At 43.5% G+C, this 19,690-nt stretch carries 18 protein-coding genes and 1 pseudogene; 9 read left to right on the top strand and 10 right to left on the bottom strand.

Annotated features, from left to right (window positions below; genetic code table 11):
- Positions 1 to 91: 91 nt before the first annotated feature.
- The 6 genes and pseudogenes from clpX to NLZ44_RS05390 all read right to left on the bottom strand — a co-directional run bounded on the left by clpX (position 92) and on the right by NLZ44_RS05390 (position 8,708).
- A pseudogene (gene clpX / locus NLZ44_RS05415) lies at positions 92 to 1,463 on the bottom strand (ATP-dependent protease ATP-binding subunit ClpX).
- Between the two features lie 328 nt (positions 1,464 to 1,791).
- A complete protein-coding gene (locus NLZ44_RS05410; RefSeq protein WP_493752099.1) occupies positions 1,792 to 2,718 on the bottom strand; it encodes an RluA family pseudouridine synthase in 927 nt (308 codons plus the stop codon).
- Between the two features lie 6 nt (positions 2,719 to 2,724).
- On the bottom strand, positions 2,725 to 4,767 hold the full coding sequence (locus NLZ44_RS05405) for a TolC family protein (RefSeq protein WP_493752098.1): 2,043 nt from the start codon (positions 4,765 to 4,767) through the stop codon (positions 2,725 to 2,727).
- Between the two features lie 2 nt (positions 4,768 to 4,769).
- The gene (locus NLZ44_RS05400) at positions 4,770 to 5,960 is read right to left on the bottom strand and encodes an ABC transporter permease (RefSeq protein WP_493752097.1); all 1,191 of its coding nucleotides are present in this window, start codon (positions 5,958 to 5,960) and stop codon (positions 4,770 to 4,772) included.
- A gap of 1 nt (position 5,961) precedes the next feature.
- Entirely contained in the window at positions 5,962 to 7,152 is a 1,191-nt protein-coding gene (locus tag NLZ44_RS05395; RefSeq protein ID WP_111891195.1) for an ABC transporter permease, read from the bottom strand.
- A gap of 53 nt (positions 7,153 to 7,205) precedes the next feature.
- A complete protein-coding gene (locus tag NLZ44_RS05390) occupies positions 7,206 to 8,708 on the bottom strand; it encodes an efflux RND transporter periplasmic adaptor subunit (protein WP_493752096.1) in 1,503 nt (500 codons plus the stop codon).
- A gap of 341 nt (positions 8,709 to 9,049) precedes the next feature.
- Here NLZ44_RS05390 and NLZ44_RS05385 point away from each other — a divergent pair, with 341 nt between their 5' ends.
- From NLZ44_RS05385 to NLZ44_RS05370, 4 genes are all read left to right on the top strand, one after another.
- Complete coding sequence (locus tag NLZ44_RS05385) at positions 9,050 to 9,883, top strand: M15 family metallopeptidase (RefSeq protein WP_008050154.1); 834 nt, start codon at positions 9,050 to 9,052, stop codon at positions 9,881 to 9,883.
- Positions 9,884 to 10,270: 387 nt separating this feature from the next.
- Positions 10,271 to 10,954, top strand: a complete 684-nt coding sequence (locus NLZ44_RS05380; RefSeq protein ID WP_006626173.1) for a hypothetical protein — start codon at positions 10,271 to 10,273, stop codon at positions 10,952 to 10,954.
- Positions 10,955 to 11,092: 138 nt separating this feature from the next.
- Positions 11,093 to 11,443, top strand: a complete 351-nt coding sequence (locus tag NLZ44_RS05375) for a PadR family transcriptional regulator (RefSeq protein ID WP_315640990.1) — start codon at positions 11,093 to 11,095, stop codon at positions 11,441 to 11,443.
- 25 nt (positions 11,444 to 11,468) lie between these two features.
- On the top strand, positions 11,469 to 12,008 hold the full coding sequence (locus NLZ44_RS05370) for a cofactor assembly of complex C subunit B (protein ID WP_315640989.1): 540 nt from the start codon (positions 11,469 to 11,471) through the stop codon (positions 12,006 to 12,008).
- A gap of 294 nt (positions 12,009 to 12,302) precedes the next feature.
- Here NLZ44_RS05370 and NLZ44_RS05365 read toward each other — a convergent pair whose 3' ends face one another.
- On the bottom strand, positions 12,303 to 12,620 hold the full coding sequence (locus NLZ44_RS05365; protein ID WP_006669290.1) for a DUF3155 domain-containing protein: 318 nt from the start codon (positions 12,618 to 12,620) through the stop codon (positions 12,303 to 12,305).
- A gap of 398 nt (positions 12,621 to 13,018) precedes the next feature.
- Between NLZ44_RS05365 and NLZ44_RS05360 the strand changes: the two genes are divergently transcribed.
- The 4 genes from NLZ44_RS05360 to purU all read left to right on the top strand — a co-directional run bounded on the left by NLZ44_RS05360 (position 13,019) and on the right by purU (position 16,615).
- Positions 13,019 to 14,422, top strand: a complete 1,404-nt coding sequence (locus tag NLZ44_RS05360; RefSeq protein ID WP_493752095.1) for a sensor histidine kinase — start codon at positions 13,019 to 13,021, stop codon at positions 14,420 to 14,422.
- A gap of 88 nt (positions 14,423 to 14,510) precedes the next feature.
- Positions 14,511 to 15,059, top strand: coding sequence for an SLATT domain-containing protein (locus NLZ44_RS05355; RefSeq protein ID WP_008050176.1), 549 nt, complete (start codon positions 14,511 to 14,513; stop codon positions 15,057 to 15,059).
- Between the two features lie 16 nt (positions 15,060 to 15,075).
- Positions 15,076 to 15,729 carry a hypothetical protein gene (locus tag NLZ44_RS05350; RefSeq protein WP_008050177.1) on the top strand — a complete coding sequence of 218 codons (654 nt, stop codon included), beginning with the start codon at positions 15,076 to 15,078 and terminating at the stop codon, positions 15,727 to 15,729.
- Positions 15,730 to 15,760: 31 nt separating this feature from the next.
- Entirely contained in the window at positions 15,761 to 16,615 is an 855-nt protein-coding gene (purU, locus tag NLZ44_RS05345; protein WP_111893224.1) for a formyltetrahydrofolate deformylase, read from the top strand.
- Positions 16,616 to 16,631: 16 nt separating this feature from the next.
- On the opposite strand, the gene NLZ44_RS05340 is transcribed toward purU, so the two are convergent.
- Positions 16,632 to 16,850, bottom strand: coding sequence for an RNA-binding S4 domain-containing protein (locus NLZ44_RS05340; protein WP_111893222.1), 219 nt, complete (start codon positions 16,848 to 16,850; stop codon positions 16,632 to 16,634).
- 4 nt (positions 16,851 to 16,854) lie between these two features.
- Positions 16,855 to 17,559 (bottom strand): esterase/lipase family protein, encoded by a 705-nt coding sequence (locus tag NLZ44_RS05335; protein ID WP_493752094.1) that lies wholly within the window; start codon positions 17,557 to 17,559, stop codon positions 16,855 to 16,857.
- 117 nt (positions 17,560 to 17,676) lie between these two features.
- On the opposite strand from NLZ44_RS05335, the gene NLZ44_RS05330 reads away from it, so the two are divergent.
- On the top strand, positions 17,677 to 18,783 hold the full coding sequence (locus NLZ44_RS05330; RefSeq protein ID WP_493752952.1) for a HAMP domain-containing sensor histidine kinase: 1,107 nt from the start codon (positions 17,677 to 17,679) through the stop codon (positions 18,781 to 18,783).
- Positions 18,784 to 18,871: 88 nt separating this feature from the next.
- Here the strand turns inward: NLZ44_RS05330 and rpsU are convergent, their stop codons facing one another.
- Positions 18,872 to 19,069 carry a 30S ribosomal protein S21 gene (gene rpsU / locus NLZ44_RS05325; RefSeq protein WP_006616180.1) on the bottom strand — a complete coding sequence of 66 codons (198 nt, stop codon included), beginning with the start codon at positions 19,067 to 19,069 and terminating at the stop codon, positions 18,872 to 18,874.
- Positions 19,070 to 19,690 lie beyond the last annotated feature (621 nt).

Genomic DNA, 19,690 nt, shown 5'->3' with positions numbered 1-19,690 from the left:
CATCTAAGGGCGAGAAGATTTATCAACTCGCCCTCTGACTCTGACCACAGTAGCTATGAATCCTAACCGGACAATTTTCGGTATATTTAATTTAAGCCGATTCGTGCTGGCGTCGCCAAGCCGGATGCCAGAGAACCTCTGCAGTTGACCGTTTTTCCACCATTTCCTTAGTAATCACACAGCGGTTAACATCCTTGCGGGAGGGTAACTCATACATTACCTCTAACATTAGTTCTTCCAAAATCCCGCGCAACGCACGAGCCCCTGTTTTACGTCGGTAGGCTTCTTTAGCGATCGCAATTAAAGCATCAGGTTCAAACTCCAAAGAGACATTATCCATTTTCAGCAGTTGTTTATACTGCTTAACCAAAGCATTATGAGGCTCAGTCAAGATTTTCACCAGCGCCTCCTCATCCAGAGGAGAAATCACAGTCAGGACTGGAACCCGACCGATAAACTCAGGAATCAAGCCAAATTTCACCAAATCTTGAGGTTCCACATTTTGGAGAACTTCCGTCGTGTCCACAGATGTTTTCAGCCCCTCTTCTCCTGGCTTAACACCTGGTTGAATAAAGCCCAGGGACTTTTTACCCATCCGTTGTTCAACCAGCTTATCGAGACCCACAAAAGCACCGCCGCAGATAAACAGAATCTTGCTCGTATCAATTTGGATAAAATCTTGATAGGGGTGCTTCCTTCCCCCTTGGGGTGGCACATTAACCACAGTTCCTTCTAAGATTTTCAACAGAGCTTGTTGTACCCCTTCCCCAGAAACATCTCGCGTGATAGAGGTATTTTCACTTTTGCGGGCAATTTTATCAATTTCGTCTATATAGATAATTCCCTGCTGTGCTGCTTCGATATCGAAATCAGCTACCTGTAGCAACCGCAGTAGGATATTTTCTACATCATCTCCCACATAGCCAGCTTCTGTCAGCGTAGTAGCATCAGCCACCGCAAACGGAACATCCAGGAGTTTAGCCAGAGATTCTGCTAGGAGAGTTTTACCACATCCAGTCGGTCCCATTAGTAGAATATTCGATTTCTGTAATTCTACCTGCTCGTCGTTATAGCCTTGTGTTTCGTCAAAGTCTTGATTGCTCATGTTTCCCGCATCTACACTAAGACGCTTGTAGTGGTTGTAGACTGCCACTGATAAGACTTTTTTGGTATTGTTTTGGCCAATGACGTGCTGATCCAGGTACTGTTTGATTTCCACTGGCTTAGGAAGTTCTGTTAGGGGTGTTAGTCTAGGCTGGGAAGGAGATGGTCTAGTTTCTACATCTAGACCCGGTTGTGGTTTATTTCCAGCCCTTTCTGAAAACTCTTCTTCCAGGATTTCATTACAAAGTTCCACACACTCATCGCAGATATAGACCCCAGGGCACTGCGATTAACTTGCGAACTTGTTCCTGAGATTTGCCACAAAAAGAACACCGTAAATGGGAATCATACCTGGACATATTTAACCTTATTGTCGATAGTTTCTAGCTTTTCTGGGGGAAAAAAAATCTTTAAGTAAATCTAAAGATTCAGTCATTTCGCCCCTGTTGGGTTTTCTAGCCGTGTTTTGCTCTACCTTAAACTTAACATTTAATCATGCTAATGTGGTAGCTAATACTGTTAAAAGATGTTGCTAACTATTTGACCAGCCAACAACCAAGATCAACAGGGATGGGTTGACAGGTGGGGGTAAATTATGATATATTTCAAAACCCCGATCATCTTTCATGATAACAGAGGTCAATTGAAAAAGCAACCCACCCCCGGCTCCCAGGGTCAGATTGATAATTAACGATCGCGTAAAACTTTTAATAGAGTCGTCATGGTGTGAGGTAGGGGGGCGATCGCTTCTATTAATTCCCCTGAAGTGGGATGCTGTAGCGTCAGTTTCCAGGCGTGGAGGGCTTGTCCGGGGAGGTTGACTCCTACGGAACGACCTTTTCCATAGACGCGATCGCCCACGATAGGATGACCCATGCTGGCGCTGTGAACGCGAATTTGGTGGGTGCGACCTGTCTCTAGTTCAAATTCTATCAAAGTATAGTTTCCCAGGCGTTCCTTGACTTTCCAGTGCGTGATAGCGCTACGTCCGCCTTGGTGTTGGGGTACAATTGCCATTTTTTGGCGATCGCTTGGGTGGCGACCTATAGGCTGGTCAATGACACCGGAGGTAGTTTTCGGGACACCATAGATGATCCCTAAATATTGGCGGCGGGCGGTTTTGGCTTGAATTTGCGCTTGTAGGTGTTGGTGGGCGTGGTCAGTTTTGGCGATCGCGATCGCTCCTGTGGTATCTTTATCTAGGCGATGAACTATACCCGGACGCTGTACGCCGCCAATACCAGCTAAGGTTTCACAATGGGCTAATAGGGCGTTGACTAGCGTATCATTTTCGTGTCCTGGGGCGGGATGAACTACCAAGCCAGCCGGTTTATTTATGATGAGTAGTTCTTCATCTTCATAGAGTATATCTAGGGGGATATTAGTAGCCTTTAATTCTAACGGAATGGCTGGCGGGATTTCCACTTGAATGCGATCGCCAATTTGAACTGTAGCCTTTTTCGACGTACAGGGCGAATTATTTACCCAAACATGACCCGACGAAATTAAGGCTTGCAGACGGGACCTAGATAACTGGTCTACCCTTTCTGATAACCACTTATCCAGGCGTTGATTTTCCCCATCTTTATCTTCGCAAATTAATTCAATAACCATAGATTTTTACAAGGGAGTTTCTGTTTCCACAATAATATCCCATCTTTCTAATGTTGTGCCTAAAATTCGGTCTAATTCAGTTAACGAGTTGAGGTAGTCAATTTTGGCATTTAATTCCGCATTTTGGGCGTTGACTAAATCATCTTGAAACCGGACTAAATCGACTACAGAAGTATTCCCTACACCTAGCCTAATCTTTTCTTCCTCATTATTGAGTTCCTGTCTCCTCAATTCTGTCAACTCTTGAGCCAACTCTAATTTTTGATAATTATCCCGAACATCACGCACAGCATTGACTACATTAATATCAATTTGTTGTCTTTCTTCTACCAAATCATTTTGGGCTTGTATTAGATTAATACGACGGCGTTCAAACTCTTGTTCTATAGTGCGATCGCCCAATTCTTTACTAAACACAATTCCCGCCCTTAATTCCGTTCTCTCTTCCACCAGATTGGGGGAGGGGTTGTAGCGAAGCCCTGTATCAAAATCAATTTGCCATCTTCGATTATTTTCAGCTATAATTAAATCAGTTTCTGCCTTTTCAATTTCTAGTTGAGCCTGTAAATAATCTGGTCTATTTACTAAGGCGATTTCTCTAATTTCCTGCAATTCTGGCATTTCTAGTTCATCCAAATCAATTTGGACAGCCACCGGAATAATATCTTGTTCTAAATCCAGAATATTCAATAATGCTAATTGTTGTCTTTTCAGGTTATTTTTAACATCTAAAAGGCTAATTTCATTATTTTTAACTCCGCGTTGGGCGGGAATTAACTCAATAGCAGGAAGACGACCTACATTGATTAAAAATTGAGTATTTTCTACTTGTTGTTGAGAGGAAACTAAAGACTGCACTTGAATTTTGACCCTTTCCTGGGCTTGGATTAAATTTCTATAGGCTAAAATTACCTCGGTGATTTCGTCAATCAAAGTATTTTTTAGGTTTAAAATATTAATAGCTTCATCAAGGCGCGCTATTCTAATCGAGGCTTGATTTACTTCGATTCCACCATCTCTTAAAAGGGGTTGTCGGAAGGATAATTCTAAATTCTGTCTTAATCTATTTTCCGTATTAAGGCCGCTTCCTTCTCTCTCGCCGCGACCTGTCCAGCCCATATTTAACTCTCCCCCTGTGGGAATTTTTATCACCATTTGAGCATCTAAAACTAACCCTGATGTCATAGAAATACTTTGTCCCCCCTGTCGAATATCTTGCCATTCAATTGATAAATTGGGGGTAAACTCTGGAGAAAATTTATCCTCCGCTACTTGTAAATCTCGCCGCTGTATAATTCTTTCTAGGTACTGATTTTTAATACTACGATTATTTTCAAGCGTCAAAAATACTACATCTTGTAGGGTTAATTGCACAGCATTATCTTGATTCTCTGGGATAAACTGGGGAATTTCTGGGGAGGGTGTACCTTCATTTGTGGGGGAGTTAATCAGGGGTTGAGATTGGCTAAATTGGGGTGCGATTTCTATGCCATCTAACCAATTATCTAAGCTATTATTGACGCGGTATTCTGCTGATTCGGGGAGGGTTGCGGCAATGGTTGGTCGGGGTTGGGGGTTAGCGATCGCCTTTTGACTCCTAGGATTTTGACTCCTAGGATTTTGACTCCTAGGATTTTGACTCCTAGGATTTTGACTCCTAGGATTTTGACTCCTAGGATTTTGATTGCTATCTCTTTCTAACGAAGATTCTGGCGAGATAATCTGTAAATTGGGTTCAGTTGGCGAGGGTTCATTTTCTAGTTTGAAGGGAGAGAACCTGGCTATATTCCCCATAATTTGGGGGAGTTTAACCCGAGTTTTTTCTGTCCTATGATTATCTAAATTAATGCTGGGATTGGGTGACGTTTGGGGAAGGTCGGGAGGGGTTAGTAATGGCGTGTTACGGGAGGCGTTAGCTTGGGTAACTGGAGGAGTTTCTAAGCTGACAGCCAGGGTAATACATAAACCTGATGTGGCGATCGCAATTAGTAAAAATCTCAGCCACCAAAGGCGATCGCTCATCGTGAATGGTTCGCGATTTTTAGCCATAATTATTGTCCCTTTAATGCTTTCACTGGGTCTAGTTTACTGGCGCGGAGCGCCGGAAAGAACGCCGCCCCTACCCCCACTAATACCGAGGAACTCAGGGCGATTATAGCAGTTTCGTGGTCAAATTCGTATGGTAAGTTAAACTGTTCTGTAACTACTATAGTCGCGCCGTGAACAGTGGCGATCGCTATAGTTCCACCCATTAAACTCAAAATCCCCGCCTCTACAATAAACTGTAGCATAACATCGAGTTGTGTAGCTCCAATAGCTCGTCTTAATCCAATTTCTGGGGTACGTTCAATCACAGAAGCAATCGTCACATTAGCAATTCCCACCCCTCCCACAATTAAAGATATTGCACCTACAACTAGCAACGCTTGGGAAACTGATTCCAGAGTTTTCTGTTGTTCTAAAATATCGTTAATATTTTGCCAACCTCGATATTCTTGGGTGGGAATTCGTTGTTGTAAAAGGGCGATCGCTTGCTGTTGTATTTTATCTATTTCTTCTAGGCGTTCTACTCCCACAGTGATATTATGTAAATGACGCGCTCCCGTCGCCGCCGCGTCTAATGGTAGAGGTATCAGCAATAAACCCTGTTGACCAGACCGTGATGATATTTCTCTAGTTTCAGTAACCCCCACTATGGTATAAGGTCGATTTTGAATATACACTGATTGGTTAATCGGGTCAATATTTCCAAATAATTCAGTTGCCAAAATTTCATCAACGATAACCACAGGTCGATATTGCACAAAGTCAGTCCTATTAAAAAAACGACCTTTAATCATGCGCCTACCAGAGGTTATTTGATATTCCAAAGAAACAGCTAATTTCGATTCTGGATTAACACTGCGATCCTGAAATACAACCGCATTTATCCACCAAGCACTTCTTTGACCAGCAATGGCAGTTACACCCGTTAACCTACTCTGCAAAAACTCTAAATCACTAAGTGTCAAACCCTGAAATTCTACTCCCCGTCTCCAAGCCGGAGATAATCTAATTACTGGCGCTTCTCTGGCTGCAATTTGTTGAGCAATTACTGACTCCGAAATATTCCTAACTTGTAGAGTCGCCGTAACTGCTGCCACTCCCATAAATACCCCTACCGCTGACAGAGTAGACCGGAGAGGATTACCGATTAAGGACTGACAACTTAAACCCAATAAATTGAATGTAGATAAACTCATGCTAATCTCCTTTTAAGGCTTGTACTGGTTCAATTTTGCTGGCGCGAATCGCGGGAAATAGGGCTGAACTTACACCAATTATTAGTGATGATGTTAGGGATAATTTAGCGGTATTATAGTCAATTGTATAGGGTAAATTAAATCGTTGACTCACCATAATAGTGACTCCGTGAACTGTGGCTATAGCTAAAATACCAGCCCCTAAACTGATGATAACTACTTCTAGAATAAATTGTAGCATAATCTCAAAACGAGTCGCTCCTATGGCTCGTTTTAAACCGATTTCAGGTGTTCTTTGAATAACTGCAGCAATCGTCACATTAGCGATACCCACCCCACCCACTAATAGGGCGATGATACTGACCACTAATAATGCTTGGGAAATAGATGCTAAAGTTTCTCTTTGTTCTAGAATGTCTGTAATGTTTACCCAATCTCCATATTGTTGAGTGGGTATACGTTTTTGTAAAATAGAAATCGCTTGTGTCTTGATTTGATCAACATTGTCTAAATCTTGAATACCAATCATCAACTCGTCAAGCTGTAAATTTCCGGTAATTGCTATATCTAAAGAAAGAGGAATAATTAATAAGCCTTGTATTTCCATCACTGGAAAAATATCTTTGCTTTCAATCACTCCCACAATTGTATAGGGTCGATTTTCAATATAAACTTTTTGATTAATAGGGTCGAGATAATCAAACAATTGATTGGCTAAGACTTCATCTACAATAGCTACTGATAAATATTGATCTAAATCAGTTGAATTAAAAAAGCGTCCCTTGATAATTTTACGCCCGGAAACTTGCTGATATTCTGGGGTAACAGCAATTGTCATGTCAGGATGTCCCGTGCGGTCTTGAAATTGCACAGAATCTATCCACCAAACAAACCTTAATGTCATCACTTTGGTGATACCTTGTAAATTATTATTAAGAAACTCTACATCATCCATAGTAAAAGATTGTACTTTACCACTTTGATGGTCAGATATCCACAGGTATAAAATCGGAGATTCCCGTTCATTCATCTGTTGTTCAATGACCGCTTCCGAAATATTCCTAACTTGCATAGTTGCTGTGACTACAGCGACTCCCATAAATACCCCTACCGCTGACAGAGTAGACCGGAGAGGATTACCCATTAAAGACTGACAACTTAAACCCAATAAATTAAAGATAGATAAACTCATGGAATTATTTGATGATAATGATTAGGTATAATCCTTAATTAACGATGATAAATTTATTGAGGTTCATGGACAATAACTTTACCGGGTTCTAAGCTTTGGTTAAAGGGAGGCGAAATCACTAAATCTCCTGAATTTAAACCGGAAGTAATTTCTACCTCTATTAATCCTTCTAGACCGAGGGTTACAGGCTGCTTTTGAGCCGTATTATTATCGTCTAATACCCATACATAGCGAGAGTCTCTATCTCTTTGGATTAATTCGGTATTCAGCACCACAACATTTTCTCGTTGATTTAAGACAATTTCTACACTAACTGGACTCCCTGGAATTAAACGTCCAGTGGGTCTATCTAATTTAACAGTAGCAAAAACCGACGCTTGTCCTGAACCTGAGTCTTGATTTCCTTCCGACTGTCTGGTGGCGAGATCAACCTGGTCTACTCGTCCTATAAATACTTCAGGATTAGGCCCTATTTCCGTAATCCGGGCTAGTTGATTTTGTCTAACTTGAACAGCGTTAAGGGTTGATAATTGCAGCCTAACGATTTCCTGATTAGGGTCGCCTAATGTGATTAAATCGTGACCGCGATTCAGTCCATCTCCCGCTTTAACATTGATATTAAGTACCACTCCATTAATAGGAGATGTAATCACAAAATTTTGTAATTTCAGTGCTTCCTCTTGATATTCTATTTGTAGGCGTTCTAGTTCACTGAGGCTTTGTCTCAAAGTGGTTTTAGCCTGTCTTAGCCTAATCTCAGACTCTACCACGGGGGAAGTGTTAACTGTAGTAGAAACCGTGATTAATTCCGCTTTAGCTGATGCCAATTCCATTAAGGTAGTATTAAGGTCATGTTTGGCGTTTCTTAACGCGGTGGTTTGCTGACGAACACTTTCTTCTCCCCGTTCAATTTCTTGTTGTGCCACAAATCCTCTTTCGAGTAGTTCTCGGCTGCTGGCTAATTTCTCCTCAGCCGCCGCTAATTCTATCTCCGCCTCTTCCACTTTTTGGCGATTCCGATTAACCTGGGATTCAAGTCTCTGAATTGTTAAATCTTTGACGGCTTTTTTGGAGGCTAATTCTTGCTGATATTGTGCTTGGTCAATTTGTAACTGGCGTTGGGCGGCGGCTAGTTGTTCTTCGGCTTCGGTTACTTCTTGGCGATGGCGTTCTACAATAATTTCCTGTTTTTGGATGTCTAGCTGTTTTTTCTGTAAAATCGTTTGTTGGTTGGGGTTGCGTAAACTCATCAGTTGTTGACCCTGGGTGACGCGATCGCCTACTTGTACGAAAATATTTTCAACCGCACCATCTTCAGGAGATTTAATGCTACGCTGTCCGCCTAGTTCTAAAATTCCCCCTTCATTAATGCGGTTTTCTACATCTCCGAGTTTTACAGGAATTACCTCGGCAGAAATGGGCGCTGGTGGTCGATTTTGGATGAGATCATAACCCAAAACTCCACCCACTCCGACCACAGCCAAGACAGCGGAACCCACGAGCCATTTGAGACCCCGCTGATAGGCTTGTTTGGCAGGATAATCTACAATAGACACGGTATAAAAGTTGCTATTTCAGCTAACCTATAGTAGTTGGCAATCGCTTTTGAGGTGTTTTCCAGCATCATCGATGTAACCATTAGCTCATCGATAGCCTAATTAAGATATGATAGCAAACTAACACTGTCTGCCCCAAAGAAAACCGGGTTATGTCCCCGACACACTGTAGTATATAGCAGTTAATATAGCCGTTAGGCGTCCTCTCGCGTCAGGTTAACTTGTCCACCAGGAGTAGTCTGAGGGGACTGTGTTATCAGTGGTTAAGGCTCCTACCTGCTTTTTTTGTGATTTTGTTCAACGGGATCAATATGTACAAGAACTTGGACAATGTTCCGCCCATGACCAGCGAAGATATCCCGGAAGCGATTCGAGATACTCCCAACTCCGATCATAGTACCCTTGGTAAGTCTCAGCGATCGCCAAAATTTTGGCAGTGGTTAGCCCTGGGTATAGTGGCCTTTGTAGTGGCTCTCGCCCTTAACTACCAATTTGGGATTTTGGTCGTCGATCGCACCTCTGTTAACCTGTCAGCATCAGAAACAACTGATGCTATGCAACCCCCACCAACAACTAACCCACTACCCACACCATCCGTCATCCCTAACCAAGTTTCCCAACTACCAGTTAACCTTCTGGGACATCTTCCCTATGAGGAAGCCCCCGAGAGTGAACTGAAAAATATTACCGCTGATGGTGTGATCAGGTTACGTCGCGCCGCCGCTTATGCCTTTTTGGACATGACTGATGCAGCCAGAAGAAGCGGAATTATTTTGGTTCCCATATCTGGGTTTCGGGGTTTGGAAGATCAGGAATTTTTGTTTTTTGACATCAAAGCCCAAAGGGGACAAGTCCCCAGTCAACGCGCCCAAGTAAGCGCCCCTCCTGGCTACAGTGAACATCACACCGGCTATGCTATTGATGTGGGCGATGCTAACTTTCCCGATACCGATCTGAGAGAGACTTTTGATCAAACTCCCGCTTTTAAATGGCTAGTCGATAATGCCGCTTTCTATAGTTTTGAGCTATCATTTCCCAAAGATAACCCCCTCGGGGTGAGTTATGAACCGTGGCACTGGCGTTATGTGGGCGATCGCCATAGTTTGGAAACCTTCTATAAAGCGCGGTCTATAGATGTTGCGTCTCCCTCTGACCTAGTGAACGGTGACAATTGATAATAAGTCAGCACCCCCGGCTGAAGCACGGGGGCTTCGTGCCCCCCGCTTTCAGGTAGCTGACCAGCTTAAGCCTTAACTGGCTACGTTCAGAGCAAGAGTTAAAGTTCCTACCCTGGAATGCGTGCTAGTTCCAGGCCCTAGAACCGAATCGTTAAACATCTCTAAGGGGTTAAGGACGTGCGATTTGGATAGTACCGACTCTGAACATTGGCGAAGCAAACATTACCCCGCAAGGGAGTCGGAGCCAACCATAGCTCCATGGAGGGGCAACCATACCCCTCCACCCCGCAAGGGGGTGCTGGCGGCGGTCAGCCGCTTGAGTCGGTTTTCCTCTCCGTGATCAATCACGGAGCTTCCAACCCTCCCAGGAGTTTTACGTGATAAATGCGGGATACTTCTTTAAATCTGATTGCGATTACTATTTTTACCCTGACTTTAACTACCCTGGTAGCGCCTCTGTTTCACATATCCGCCGCCGTCCCAGCCGGAATGGTGTTTGTATTATTGGGATTGGCTACTCTGGATACTTTTAGCCTACAGGGTCAAGGCTCCACTATTTTAGTGGATTGGTTCGCCGGTTCTTCTGGTTCCCGGCGCGATCGCATTGTCCACCACGAAGCTGGTCACTTTTTAATGGCTTATTTATTGGGTGTTCCCGTGGAAGGATATGCGCTGACCGCTTGGGAAGCCTTTAGACAAGGACAAAAAGCCCAAGGAGGAGTCCGCTTTAATGATGTCGAGTTGATGGAACAACTTGACCATGGCGTGATTTCCTCAGAAGCGATCGATAAATACTGTAAGGTTTGGATGGCGGGTATTGCTGCCGAAATTTTGGTTTATGATCAGGCTCTGGGGGGACTTTCCGATCGCCAAAATATTAGGCGCTTATGGACTCAATTAGGGCGCTCACCTCAAGATGCTGAAATTAAGGAACGCTGGGCTATCTTACAGGCTAAAACTTTGCTCAAGCAAAACTGGTCAGCATTAGAAGCCTTGGCGGCTGCTATGGCTGAGGGTGCTTCTGTGGCTGAGTGTTATCAGTTAATTGGCGATCGCAAAGCCAGTTAGTCAAAATATCCTCAAATAGTGATTTCATTGACCAAACGCTGGTTGAAAAACGCGATAAATTAGATGTCAAAAGTCAATGGACACCCCTTGCTGTTTTCATAAACAGGTAAGGATAAGGATGTGGAGTGGGACAGGCTGATGACCTTTGAGGATATCTATCGATTTTTTCAAGACCCGCCGCCGATTTATCTCAATCGGGAGTTAGCGGTTTGCTATGTCTTATCGGTCTTTTTGGGTGAGGACTCCTATGGAACTGAGTTGATTAAACGCTTGGAGCAAGAATATAGGATCTATCGTCTCTCAGATACCGTTCTCTATAGCGCTTTGAAGTTTTTGGAACGGGAGGGAACTATTAGCGGATATTGGCAAAAAGTTGACGGTCGAGGAAGACCCCGCCGAATGTACCAAGTTTTACCCGAGTGTCGTCCCCTAGCAGGAGAACTGGCTCAACTTTGGTATGACTACACCAATGGCCGTAAAATAATATAGTGTCCGCTAGTCGTTCCCGAAATTTATGACCATTCCTGTTATTCCATCCACCTTTTTTCTGACCCTGTTATTGGCTGTCGGTCTGTTTTTCTTTATCAAGGCTTCGGTTAAGGAGCGAACTGAGCAGCAAACTATCTGTGTCCCCCAAGACGCGGACACTCTCCTAGAGCAAATTCAGAATTATTTTCACTCGCGAGCCTACCGTGCGATCGCTATTGATCGCCAGGAAAATTCGATCACCTATGAAGGCTTAGTCCGCCCCAGTTGGTTCATGGCCATTTTTCTCACCCTGTTAACCGCTATTGGTAGCCTGTGTTTGGGTTTGGTGATGTCAATGGCTATCCCCGCTTCTGGCTATGGTTTTCTCGCCCTGGTGCTGTTTTCTCCTCTCGCTGGCTTTTTTTATTGGCAAAAGGCCAAGCGACCAGAGCAGGTGTTCCTACAACTGGAAGCCGTTAAAAGTTCTGAGAGCAGAACCGAGAGTATGATTCGGGTTACAGCCCATAGGGATGAACTGGCTACCTTAAAACAAGCTCTCGCTTCTAAACAATCAGAGAACATTTAAGGCTAATAGCAACCCGCTCTAACTTTTGGCACCCACTCTCCTAGCACGACCAATAATTAGCCGCCTAGTTTCCCGCCCTCTCCCCAAGCCAAGCGCGAGGGAGGGTTTTCATACCCAGTTGGCGGCATCTTCCTCCCGTTAACTTCTGGTATAACGGGAGACTCCTGCCGACATTAAGTTAATCCGATGACAAACCAATGTCTGGTTAATCTCCCTGTTCGGAACAGTTTGATCTCCCAAAATATGGCGGAATCCTGACAAAAAAAATGATGTTGTCAGTTACAACATCCACAATTAAACTCTCGCGGTTGTCGTCACCAGGTTATTGTTTTTTTCAGCAATATGCTTTAGGCTGGGGAACAAAAAATGGTTTTCTTCGACATACTGAGCACCAAATAGACCTTTTTCGGCCCAGAAATAGCGATCGGTCGTGTGTTCGTTTCTTTTGACCAGTAGCAAAGCCGGAGGAATTATGCCCTCAGAGTGAATATACTTGCGGGCGGCGGTTACCGGTTTATCTTCGCCACTGGAAATGCTATATTGAGGCACGCACTCAAGAATGCGCCGTCCTTCTTGTCTGCGACGGCTCTTGCGCTTACGTCTTCTAGCCAATTTCTTTACCTCCTCTTTGAGCAGATGGGTGTAAATCTAGCTACCAAATACGAGTGAATTATATATCTTCTGGCCAGAAATTTCAATAGATTTTAATACATTGATACAAATAAAAAATAATCGCCCAGTTTTGGGAACTCAAGGGATTATCCCTAGATGGTTTGACCCCCAAGTTGAGTTGATTAGGGTCCCATTCCTCAAAAGGCAAAAGTGGACAGCCATGGCCTGTGAAATCCAGACTACTATATAATCGGGATAGCGCCGTTGAGATCAAGTTTGATGGTTTCTGGGTCGAGTTAGTTTACCATACCACGGGGCAAATTAGTTATCCCCTGGTAGGGAGGGATCTCGTTGTGAGGGCTAAAGGGTATCAAATTAATTGTTAATAAACCTTGCTCATGGCTACCAGTTCGGAATTTATCACCCTTTGTCAAGCTCAAGTTTCCCTAATCACGGGTTGGGGAGCCTCTTTAAGTGTGGTATATCTGGCGGAAGATTGGGCGGCGGGTCAGCCAGGAAAACTGATCCCGATCGCTGCTTATCCAGAAATACCTCGGTCATGGTCTGATGATCAAGTTCTGATCCAACTACCCCAGTTGGATTTTACCTGGTCTGTTAAACCTAGTCTCCTCCCCAGGTTAGCTCCCCCATCAGAAAATATTGCGAGGACAGAGACAGAAGAAGTGGAATCATTCGGGGACCCACCCCCAGAGTCGGACTGGCAAAATGTTGATTCTCCTCAAAAACAGGTCCTCCCCCTAATTCACGATCGCATGGTGATGGGTTTTTTGGTGACAGGTCGCGATGACCGACCCTGGAATTCCCAGGAACAGCGACAACTGAGGGCGATCGCTCATACTCTTACTACTGCGTGTATTTTGGATCGACGTTCTCAATGGCTACAACAGGAAGTTAGACAACAATATCAGCTACAAAGCCAAGAATACCAAACTCTACAGGGGTTATTGCATCAGCTAAAAAGTCCCCTGACTGCTTTGCGGACTTTTGGGAAACTTTTGCTAAAGCGCCTCAGTCCCGATGACCGTAACTATAAACTCGCTGATAATATCCTCAGCCAAAGCGATCGCATTGAGGAACTACTCCAACAGGTCGATCGCACTGCGGAAAGAGGAGAAAATCTCCTCAGTCTCCCCTTTTCCTCCATTGGAGATAGCCAAACAGCTACAGTAGAATATGTAAACACTAGCCGCGAACCTCCGACACCAGTGGCTAAGTCCCCGGTTTTGCTACCTGCTACTGATATTATTGAACCGATTAAGGTTCAGGAGATTATTAACCCCCTATGGACGGCCACTTGTGCGATCGCCGATGAACGACAACTTATATGTATTGCGGAAATTCCCCCAAAAGTCCCTACAGTCAGAGGAAATGCTAAGGCGCTGCGGGAGGTGATTAGCAATCTTTTCGATAATGCACTTAAATATACTCCCCCCGGCGGCGAGATTTATCTGAAAGTGGCCGAGAATTATGCGATCGACCATTGGCCGGCTCCCGGTGTGGCTATTGCTATCAGTGACACCGGACCGGGAATTCCACCAGGCGATCGCGATCGTCTATTTGAAAGAGGATATCGGGGTATTCAGGCTCAAGGGAATATCCCTGGTACTGGCCTGGGTTTGGCGATCGTCCAAGATTTACTCAAGCCAATGCAAGGGGAAATAATGGTCTATTCTCCCTGTCTTCCTGAATGGCTACCCCAGGGAGTCACTCCCAAAACTGAAGCCGGAACAACTTTTATGATCGGCTTACCCGTCACTTCCGGTCGCGCTCCTGTTTCATAGCCTCACATAATATCGTATAATTTTTGAGCGCAGTTACCACCTGAAACATCAACCCCACTGCTCGAAAAATACTAGGGACATCTATAGTATGAATGAATTGGTTAAACGAGAGGATATTCTCGCTAGAGCCGAAGATAGAAGAAATTTATGTAGAATTATGTCTTGGGCGCATCTTTATGTGTCAATTCGTTGGTCTCACACTAATTTATATATCGGTATTCCCAGCACCGTTTTAGCCGCCGCTGCTAGTGTACAAGCGATCGCAGATTTGCAAGCCGAAAATGGCGCAAGCTATGGATTATATATTATCTTGTCAGTTATGGTTGCTAGTTTGGCTCCTTTATTGACTTTTCTTAATCCTATGGATAGGGCGAATAACCACTTAGCCGCTTCTCGTGTCTATGAACAAATGGGAGATGCCTATGATAAATTCTTGCTCTATTGTCGCGTTAATCCCCAGGATCTGATCCTTGAACTGGAAAAATTAGTATCCTTAAATGAGCAGTATAATGAACTTAAAAAACCTCTGCCAATTACCCCAGAATGGGCTTATCAAAAATCTGTAAAACAGTCTAAAGAGAAAAATTTAGTAGCCACTTTGGCTGAGAATTATGATGGAAAAGTCAAGGTAAAATAAGCCGGAAAACTCACCCATGACACCCGATTTACAGGGATTGGAAATTAGCCGAGGAGAACTGAAACACCTCAGCGGACTAGGTATCAACCGAGTCTATCGACCTGCTACTGTCAAAAAGTTGTTGCAGGAGGGATTAAAAACTTTGCTGGCTATGGGTTTAGTCTTACTCAGTTATGGGATACTAATTGGGATTTTTCCAGCCTCTCAAACGGTTTTGGTAGTCATTCATGCGATCGCCTGTTTCGGCTTAATTGTTGATGAGACCCTCAAAATTATCACGACTTGGCGACATAAATCTTTAATAGCTATTTGGATGCAAGTTGAGCGATATAATAGAATTATTCATGCGATCGCTTTTTGTGATCAACTGGAAAATGCCGGAAATTCTACCGCTAAAGTCCCTGACCGTTCCCAAATTCTTAGCGCCTTGAAAATGATTAGGAAAGAATTAGTTAGAACCCTCAATACAGAGGTCATGATTCGCCGGAATCGTTGCTTAATTAAAGAATCCTCCCATCTGTTTCCCTGTGATGTTTCTAATTTGACTATACCTCAATGGCAAGATTATACTACCCCGGAGCATAAAATTTTAGCAGAAGCCTGGGATATTGCGATCGCTGTGGAAGCTATAGTGATCAAATCTGTGAAGCTACGGGACAAGTATCTTTAACATTAACCATCAAACCAACAGCCAAATTAAGATGAAATCACCTACTGCTACTTTACTGGTTTTCTGTCCTGACCGTCGTGGACTGGTGGCTAAAATTGCCAATTTTATCTACTCTAATGGTGGCAATATTATTCACGCTGATCAACATACTGATGCTTCAGCCCAATTATTTTTAACTAGGATTGAATGGGAGTTAAAAGACTTTAATTTGCCCAGAGATGTGATTGCGCCTGCTTTTAGTGCGATCGCCAAACCTTTAGAGGCTAATTGGCAACTACATTTTTCCGATACTATTCCCCGAATTGCCATCTGGGTGACTAAGCAAGACCATTGTTTATTAGACCTGTTATGGCGATGGCAAGCTAAAGAAATGCCGGCGGAAATTCCCCTAATTATTAGTAATCATCCCGACCTTAAACCTCTGGCGGATCAGTTGGCGATCGCCTTTCATCATATCCCCATTACTCCCGACAACAAAAGCGATCAAGAAACCCAGCAGTTGGAGTTATTAAGACAACACAAAATAGATTTAGTAGTTTTAGCTAAATATATGCAAATTCTCAGCCCTCAATTTGTTAGTAGTTTCCCTTCAATCATTAATATTCATCACTCTTTTTTACCTGCTTTTCCGGGGGCTAATCCCTATCAGCGCGCCTATGATCGCGGCGTTAAAATTATCGGTGCCACCGCCCATTATGTCACTGCCGATCTCGATGAAGGACCTATAATAGAACAAGATGTTGTTCGTGTCAGCCACCGAGATACAGTTGCTGACTTGGTTCGCAAAGGAAAAGATTTAGAACGATTAGTCTTATCTCGCGCTGTCCGTCTTCACCTCCAACATCGTGTTTTAGCTTATGGTAATCGCACCGTAGTTTTTGCTTAAAATTAGCCGAATTTTGTCAGATTTTATCTGGTATGCTAACTGGGAAAGTTTCCCCGTTAAAAGTTACGCGATCGCCTTCTATTAATTTCCGTCCCCGTCTAGTTTCTATTTGTCCATTAACCATCACATAACCCGACTGAATAAAAGCCTTAGCCTGTCCGCCACTTTCCACTAACCCCGACAGTTTCAAAAACTTATCTAGTTTGATGTTTTGTTCTGTAACTTTCACCACCATTTCCTCAATTTAATTTATCAATCCACTCAGGAATTACCTCAATTGAACCATACCACTTTCCTGGGGAACTGGGGGAATGCCAAACATTATCTAACGTGATATTTTCTGCCCCTTCTAAATGGGCAGCCTCAACAGGTGTAATGCCATCACCCCAAGTATTTCCCACCCCCACAGTGATTTTATAGCTATTATAAGCTAGTAGTTGTCCTCGCTTACGTCCCCCCATAATCGCTTTACCAGCTAGACAAATATACCTAATATCTTCATAGAATGCACCCGGATAATTAAACTTAACAAAATCCAAATTTTTGCGAGTCCATTGTTCCTGACTAATATGGGGAGTTCCCAAGGTGATGAGACTCTTTATATATGGTCGCGCATTCCACAAACCCTGAGTATCTTCATTAACATCATTATGAATAGTATAGGGTTTTTCTCCAATATAAATTCTGGCAATCCAACCCCCAGCCGAATGACCAATCAAGTTAACTTGATCCGAACTATACTGAAGCCGAGTTTGCTGTACTGTCGTATTAATTTTACGCAAAATTGGCACCATTGACCTACCGCCAACTGTCGGCAACCAATCGCGTTTTTTGATGGGAACAATAAGGGTCTGTATCCCCTCCTTTTCCAGGGATTTGGCTAACTCCTGATAGTCTTTGAATGAGGCAAAATAGCCGGGAATAATCACAGTAGGTCTGGGCATTTTTCAGAAATTTAATCCTTTTGAGTCCGTTTAGCCGTTGGCAAATCTTGGCGATCGCCTCCAAGACTTAAATCAAATGATACAATGAAATTATCAGATCATACATACCCAGAACTAATGGCAAAGGTAGATTTGCGATCGCGCCTATTTTTATCCCACCTCCTGGTTATGCTGATCGGGGTCACATCCCTCGTGATTATCGGCAAAATTTCCTCTCCTCGGTTCTTTGTCCGTAGTTTGGAACAACTAGAAGGTCCTGGCTTTCGCTTACAATATGTACGAACTCGCCTAGTAGAAGGCTTTGAAATTGCTTGGAATCGTAGCACTTTTTGGTCCGTTTTAGCCGGAACAACTGCTGCTGTCTGTTTAAGTTATTGGGTGACTAAACGCATTACTCAGCCTCTCACCGAGATGGAAGAAATTACCCATAAATTTGCCAAGGGTAATCTTTCTGAAAGGATGTCATCTAGTGAAATTCATGAATTAAATCAACTGGCTATGAGTTTTAATCAGATGGCAAGTAGTCTTCAAGATGTTGAACAAAAACGGCGGGAATTAATTAGTGATTTAACCCATGAATTGCGAACTCCGATCACTGTGGTTCGCGGATACTTAGAAGAAATGGCAGAAGGCCGAATTTCGCCATCACCAGATATTTATCAGCAGTTAACCAAGGAAACTAAACGCCTGGAACGACTGATAAATAACTTACAAGAACTGTCTAAGGTTGAATCTGGATATTTACCCATTAACCCCCAACCTTTAGCATTACGGCCTTTATTAGAGTCTTTGGTGCAGCGTTTTTCTGATCAACTCCTAGAAGAAGGACCGATTTTAGAATTAGATTGTTCTGAAGAATTACCCCTGGCTTTAGCTGATGTCGATCGCACTGAACAAATTTTAGTTAATTTATTAGGAAATGCCATCAGATACACTAAACAGGGTCTAATTAGAATAGAAGTTTATACTCATGGTGGTTATTTGTTTATCGATGTCAGCGATACCGGAATTGGTATTTCTGAGGTCGATTTACCCCATGTTTTTGAAAGATTTTGGCGTGCTGATAGATCGCGATCGCGCAATTATGGAGGTACCGGAATTGGTTTAGCTATTACCCGGCGTTTGGTAGAACTTCAAGGCGGGGAAATTTTCGTTAGTAGTCAGTTAGGTAAAGGTAGCACCTTTACATTTTCCTTACCAATAGCCACTTCCAAAATCATCTAATAACCGCAAAACCGCAGCCACCCCCACCCTAGTTCACCAGAACTAGAATAGGAGTTTTGTTCGCGGTTATATCGGGTTATGAAGCGCTTTAGAACATCCGCTTTTTACGGAAAGCTCGTCTCTGACGCTGATTAGCGATCGCCTTGCGCTTGCGTTTTTCTGGAGGGGTTTCAAAGTGACGTTTTTTGCGAACATCAGCCAGGATGCCAGCTTTAGACACTTCTCGCTTAAATCTACGCAGGGCGGATTCTAATTGTTCGTTTTCACCCAGAATAACTTGGGTCATGTTTTATCCTTCACCTCTCTAAAAAATAATAACTTGACTTGAGGTCATCCCGTCCCCTCCTATACGAAAGAGACTTGAGAAGACATGAACGCGACCACGACCGATTGCGAGGCAATAGAATCGTAGTTTCCCAATCCTGCTACCAGAGAGGGAGGCGGCGTTCTCGCCAACTGTCAGGAAGTTTCACCTGAGCAGTTCCCCAGGCCATTTCTGCCTGTAGTTTGAAGCTCAATAAACAACACTGTCCCCTTAAAAATCCGATTGATGCCATTTGGAATCAGTGAGTCCGTGGCACACAACCTAGATTTGAGGAAGCGCTTTGTTTTAGGGCATTTACCATTATAGTCCAACTCAAGCCAATTCGTCTATATTGCTGACGGAATAATTATCAAAACCATCTATCGAGCCACCCTAGACAGAACCCCCATAGCGATGGTTGACAGCAACAACACCCAGATGATCAATCCAGGGACAAACCCCAGAACCCTTAACCCCCTAAGAATCCAAACCAGCAAAGTTAACCCAATCAAGATCCCAAACAACAGAGAAAAGAAACGCTGCTCGATTCTTTGATATGGAGCCACAAACACCCCTCCATTCAACTTTAACCAGGAACCGATC

Source organism: Arthrospira sp. PCC 9901, from assembly GCF_059013425.1.
This window is presented reverse-complemented; position numbering and strand designations above follow the sequence as displayed.

Coding starts and splice junctions, on each gene's coding strand:
- NLZ44_RS05410 (WP_493752099.1), bottom strand. CDS start 2,718: ATGGTTATTGAATTAATTTGCGAAGATAAAGATGGGGAAAATCAACGC.
- NLZ44_RS05405 (WP_493752098.1), bottom strand. CDS start 4,767: ATGGCTAAAAATCGCGAACCATTCACGATGAGCGATCGCCTTTGGTGG.
- NLZ44_RS05400 (WP_493752097.1), bottom strand. CDS start 5,960: ATGAGTTTATCTACATTCAATTTATTGGGTTTAAGTTGTCAGTCCTTA.
- NLZ44_RS05395 (WP_111891195.1), bottom strand. CDS start 7,152: ATGAGTTTATCTATCTTTAATTTATTGGGTTTAAGTTGTCAGTCTTTA.
- NLZ44_RS05385 (WP_008050154.1), top strand. CDS start 9,050: ATGACCAGCGAAGATATCCCGGAAGCGATTCGAGATACTCCCAACTCC.
- NLZ44_RS05380 (WP_006626173.1), top strand. CDS start 10,271: ATGCGGGATACTTCTTTAAATCTGATTGCGATTACTATTTTTACCCTG.
- NLZ44_RS05375 (WP_315640990.1), top strand. CDS start 11,093: ATGACCTTTGAGGATATCTATCGATTTTTTCAAGACCCGCCGCCGATT.
- NLZ44_RS05370 (WP_315640989.1), top strand. CDS start 11,469: ATGACCATTCCTGTTATTCCATCCACCTTTTTTCTGACCCTGTTATTG.
- NLZ44_RS05360 (WP_493752095.1), top strand. CDS start 13,019: ATGGCTACCAGTTCGGAATTTATCACCCTTTGTCAAGCTCAAGTTTCC.
- NLZ44_RS05355 (WP_008050176.1), top strand. CDS start 14,511: ATGAATGAATTGGTTAAACGAGAGGATATTCTCGCTAGAGCCGAAGAT.
- NLZ44_RS05350 (WP_008050177.1), top strand. CDS start 15,076: ATGACACCCGATTTACAGGGATTGGAAATTAGCCGAGGAGAACTGAAA.
- purU (WP_111893224.1), top strand. CDS start 15,761: ATGAAATCACCTACTGCTACTTTACTGGTTTTCTGTCCTGACCGTCGT.
- NLZ44_RS05340 (WP_111893222.1), bottom strand. CDS start 16,850: ATGGTGGTGAAAGTTACAGAACAAAACATCAAACTAGATAAGTTTTTG.
- NLZ44_RS05335 (WP_493752094.1), bottom strand. CDS start 17,559: ATGCCCAGACCTACTGTGATTATTCCCGGCTATTTTGCCTCATTCAAA.
- NLZ44_RS05330 (WP_493752952.1), top strand. CDS start 17,677: ATGGCAAAGGTAGATTTGCGATCGCGCCTATTTTTATCCCACCTCCTG.
- rpsU (WP_006616180.1), bottom strand. CDS start 19,069: ATGACCCAAGTTATTCTGGGTGAAAACGAACAATTAGAATCCGCCCTG.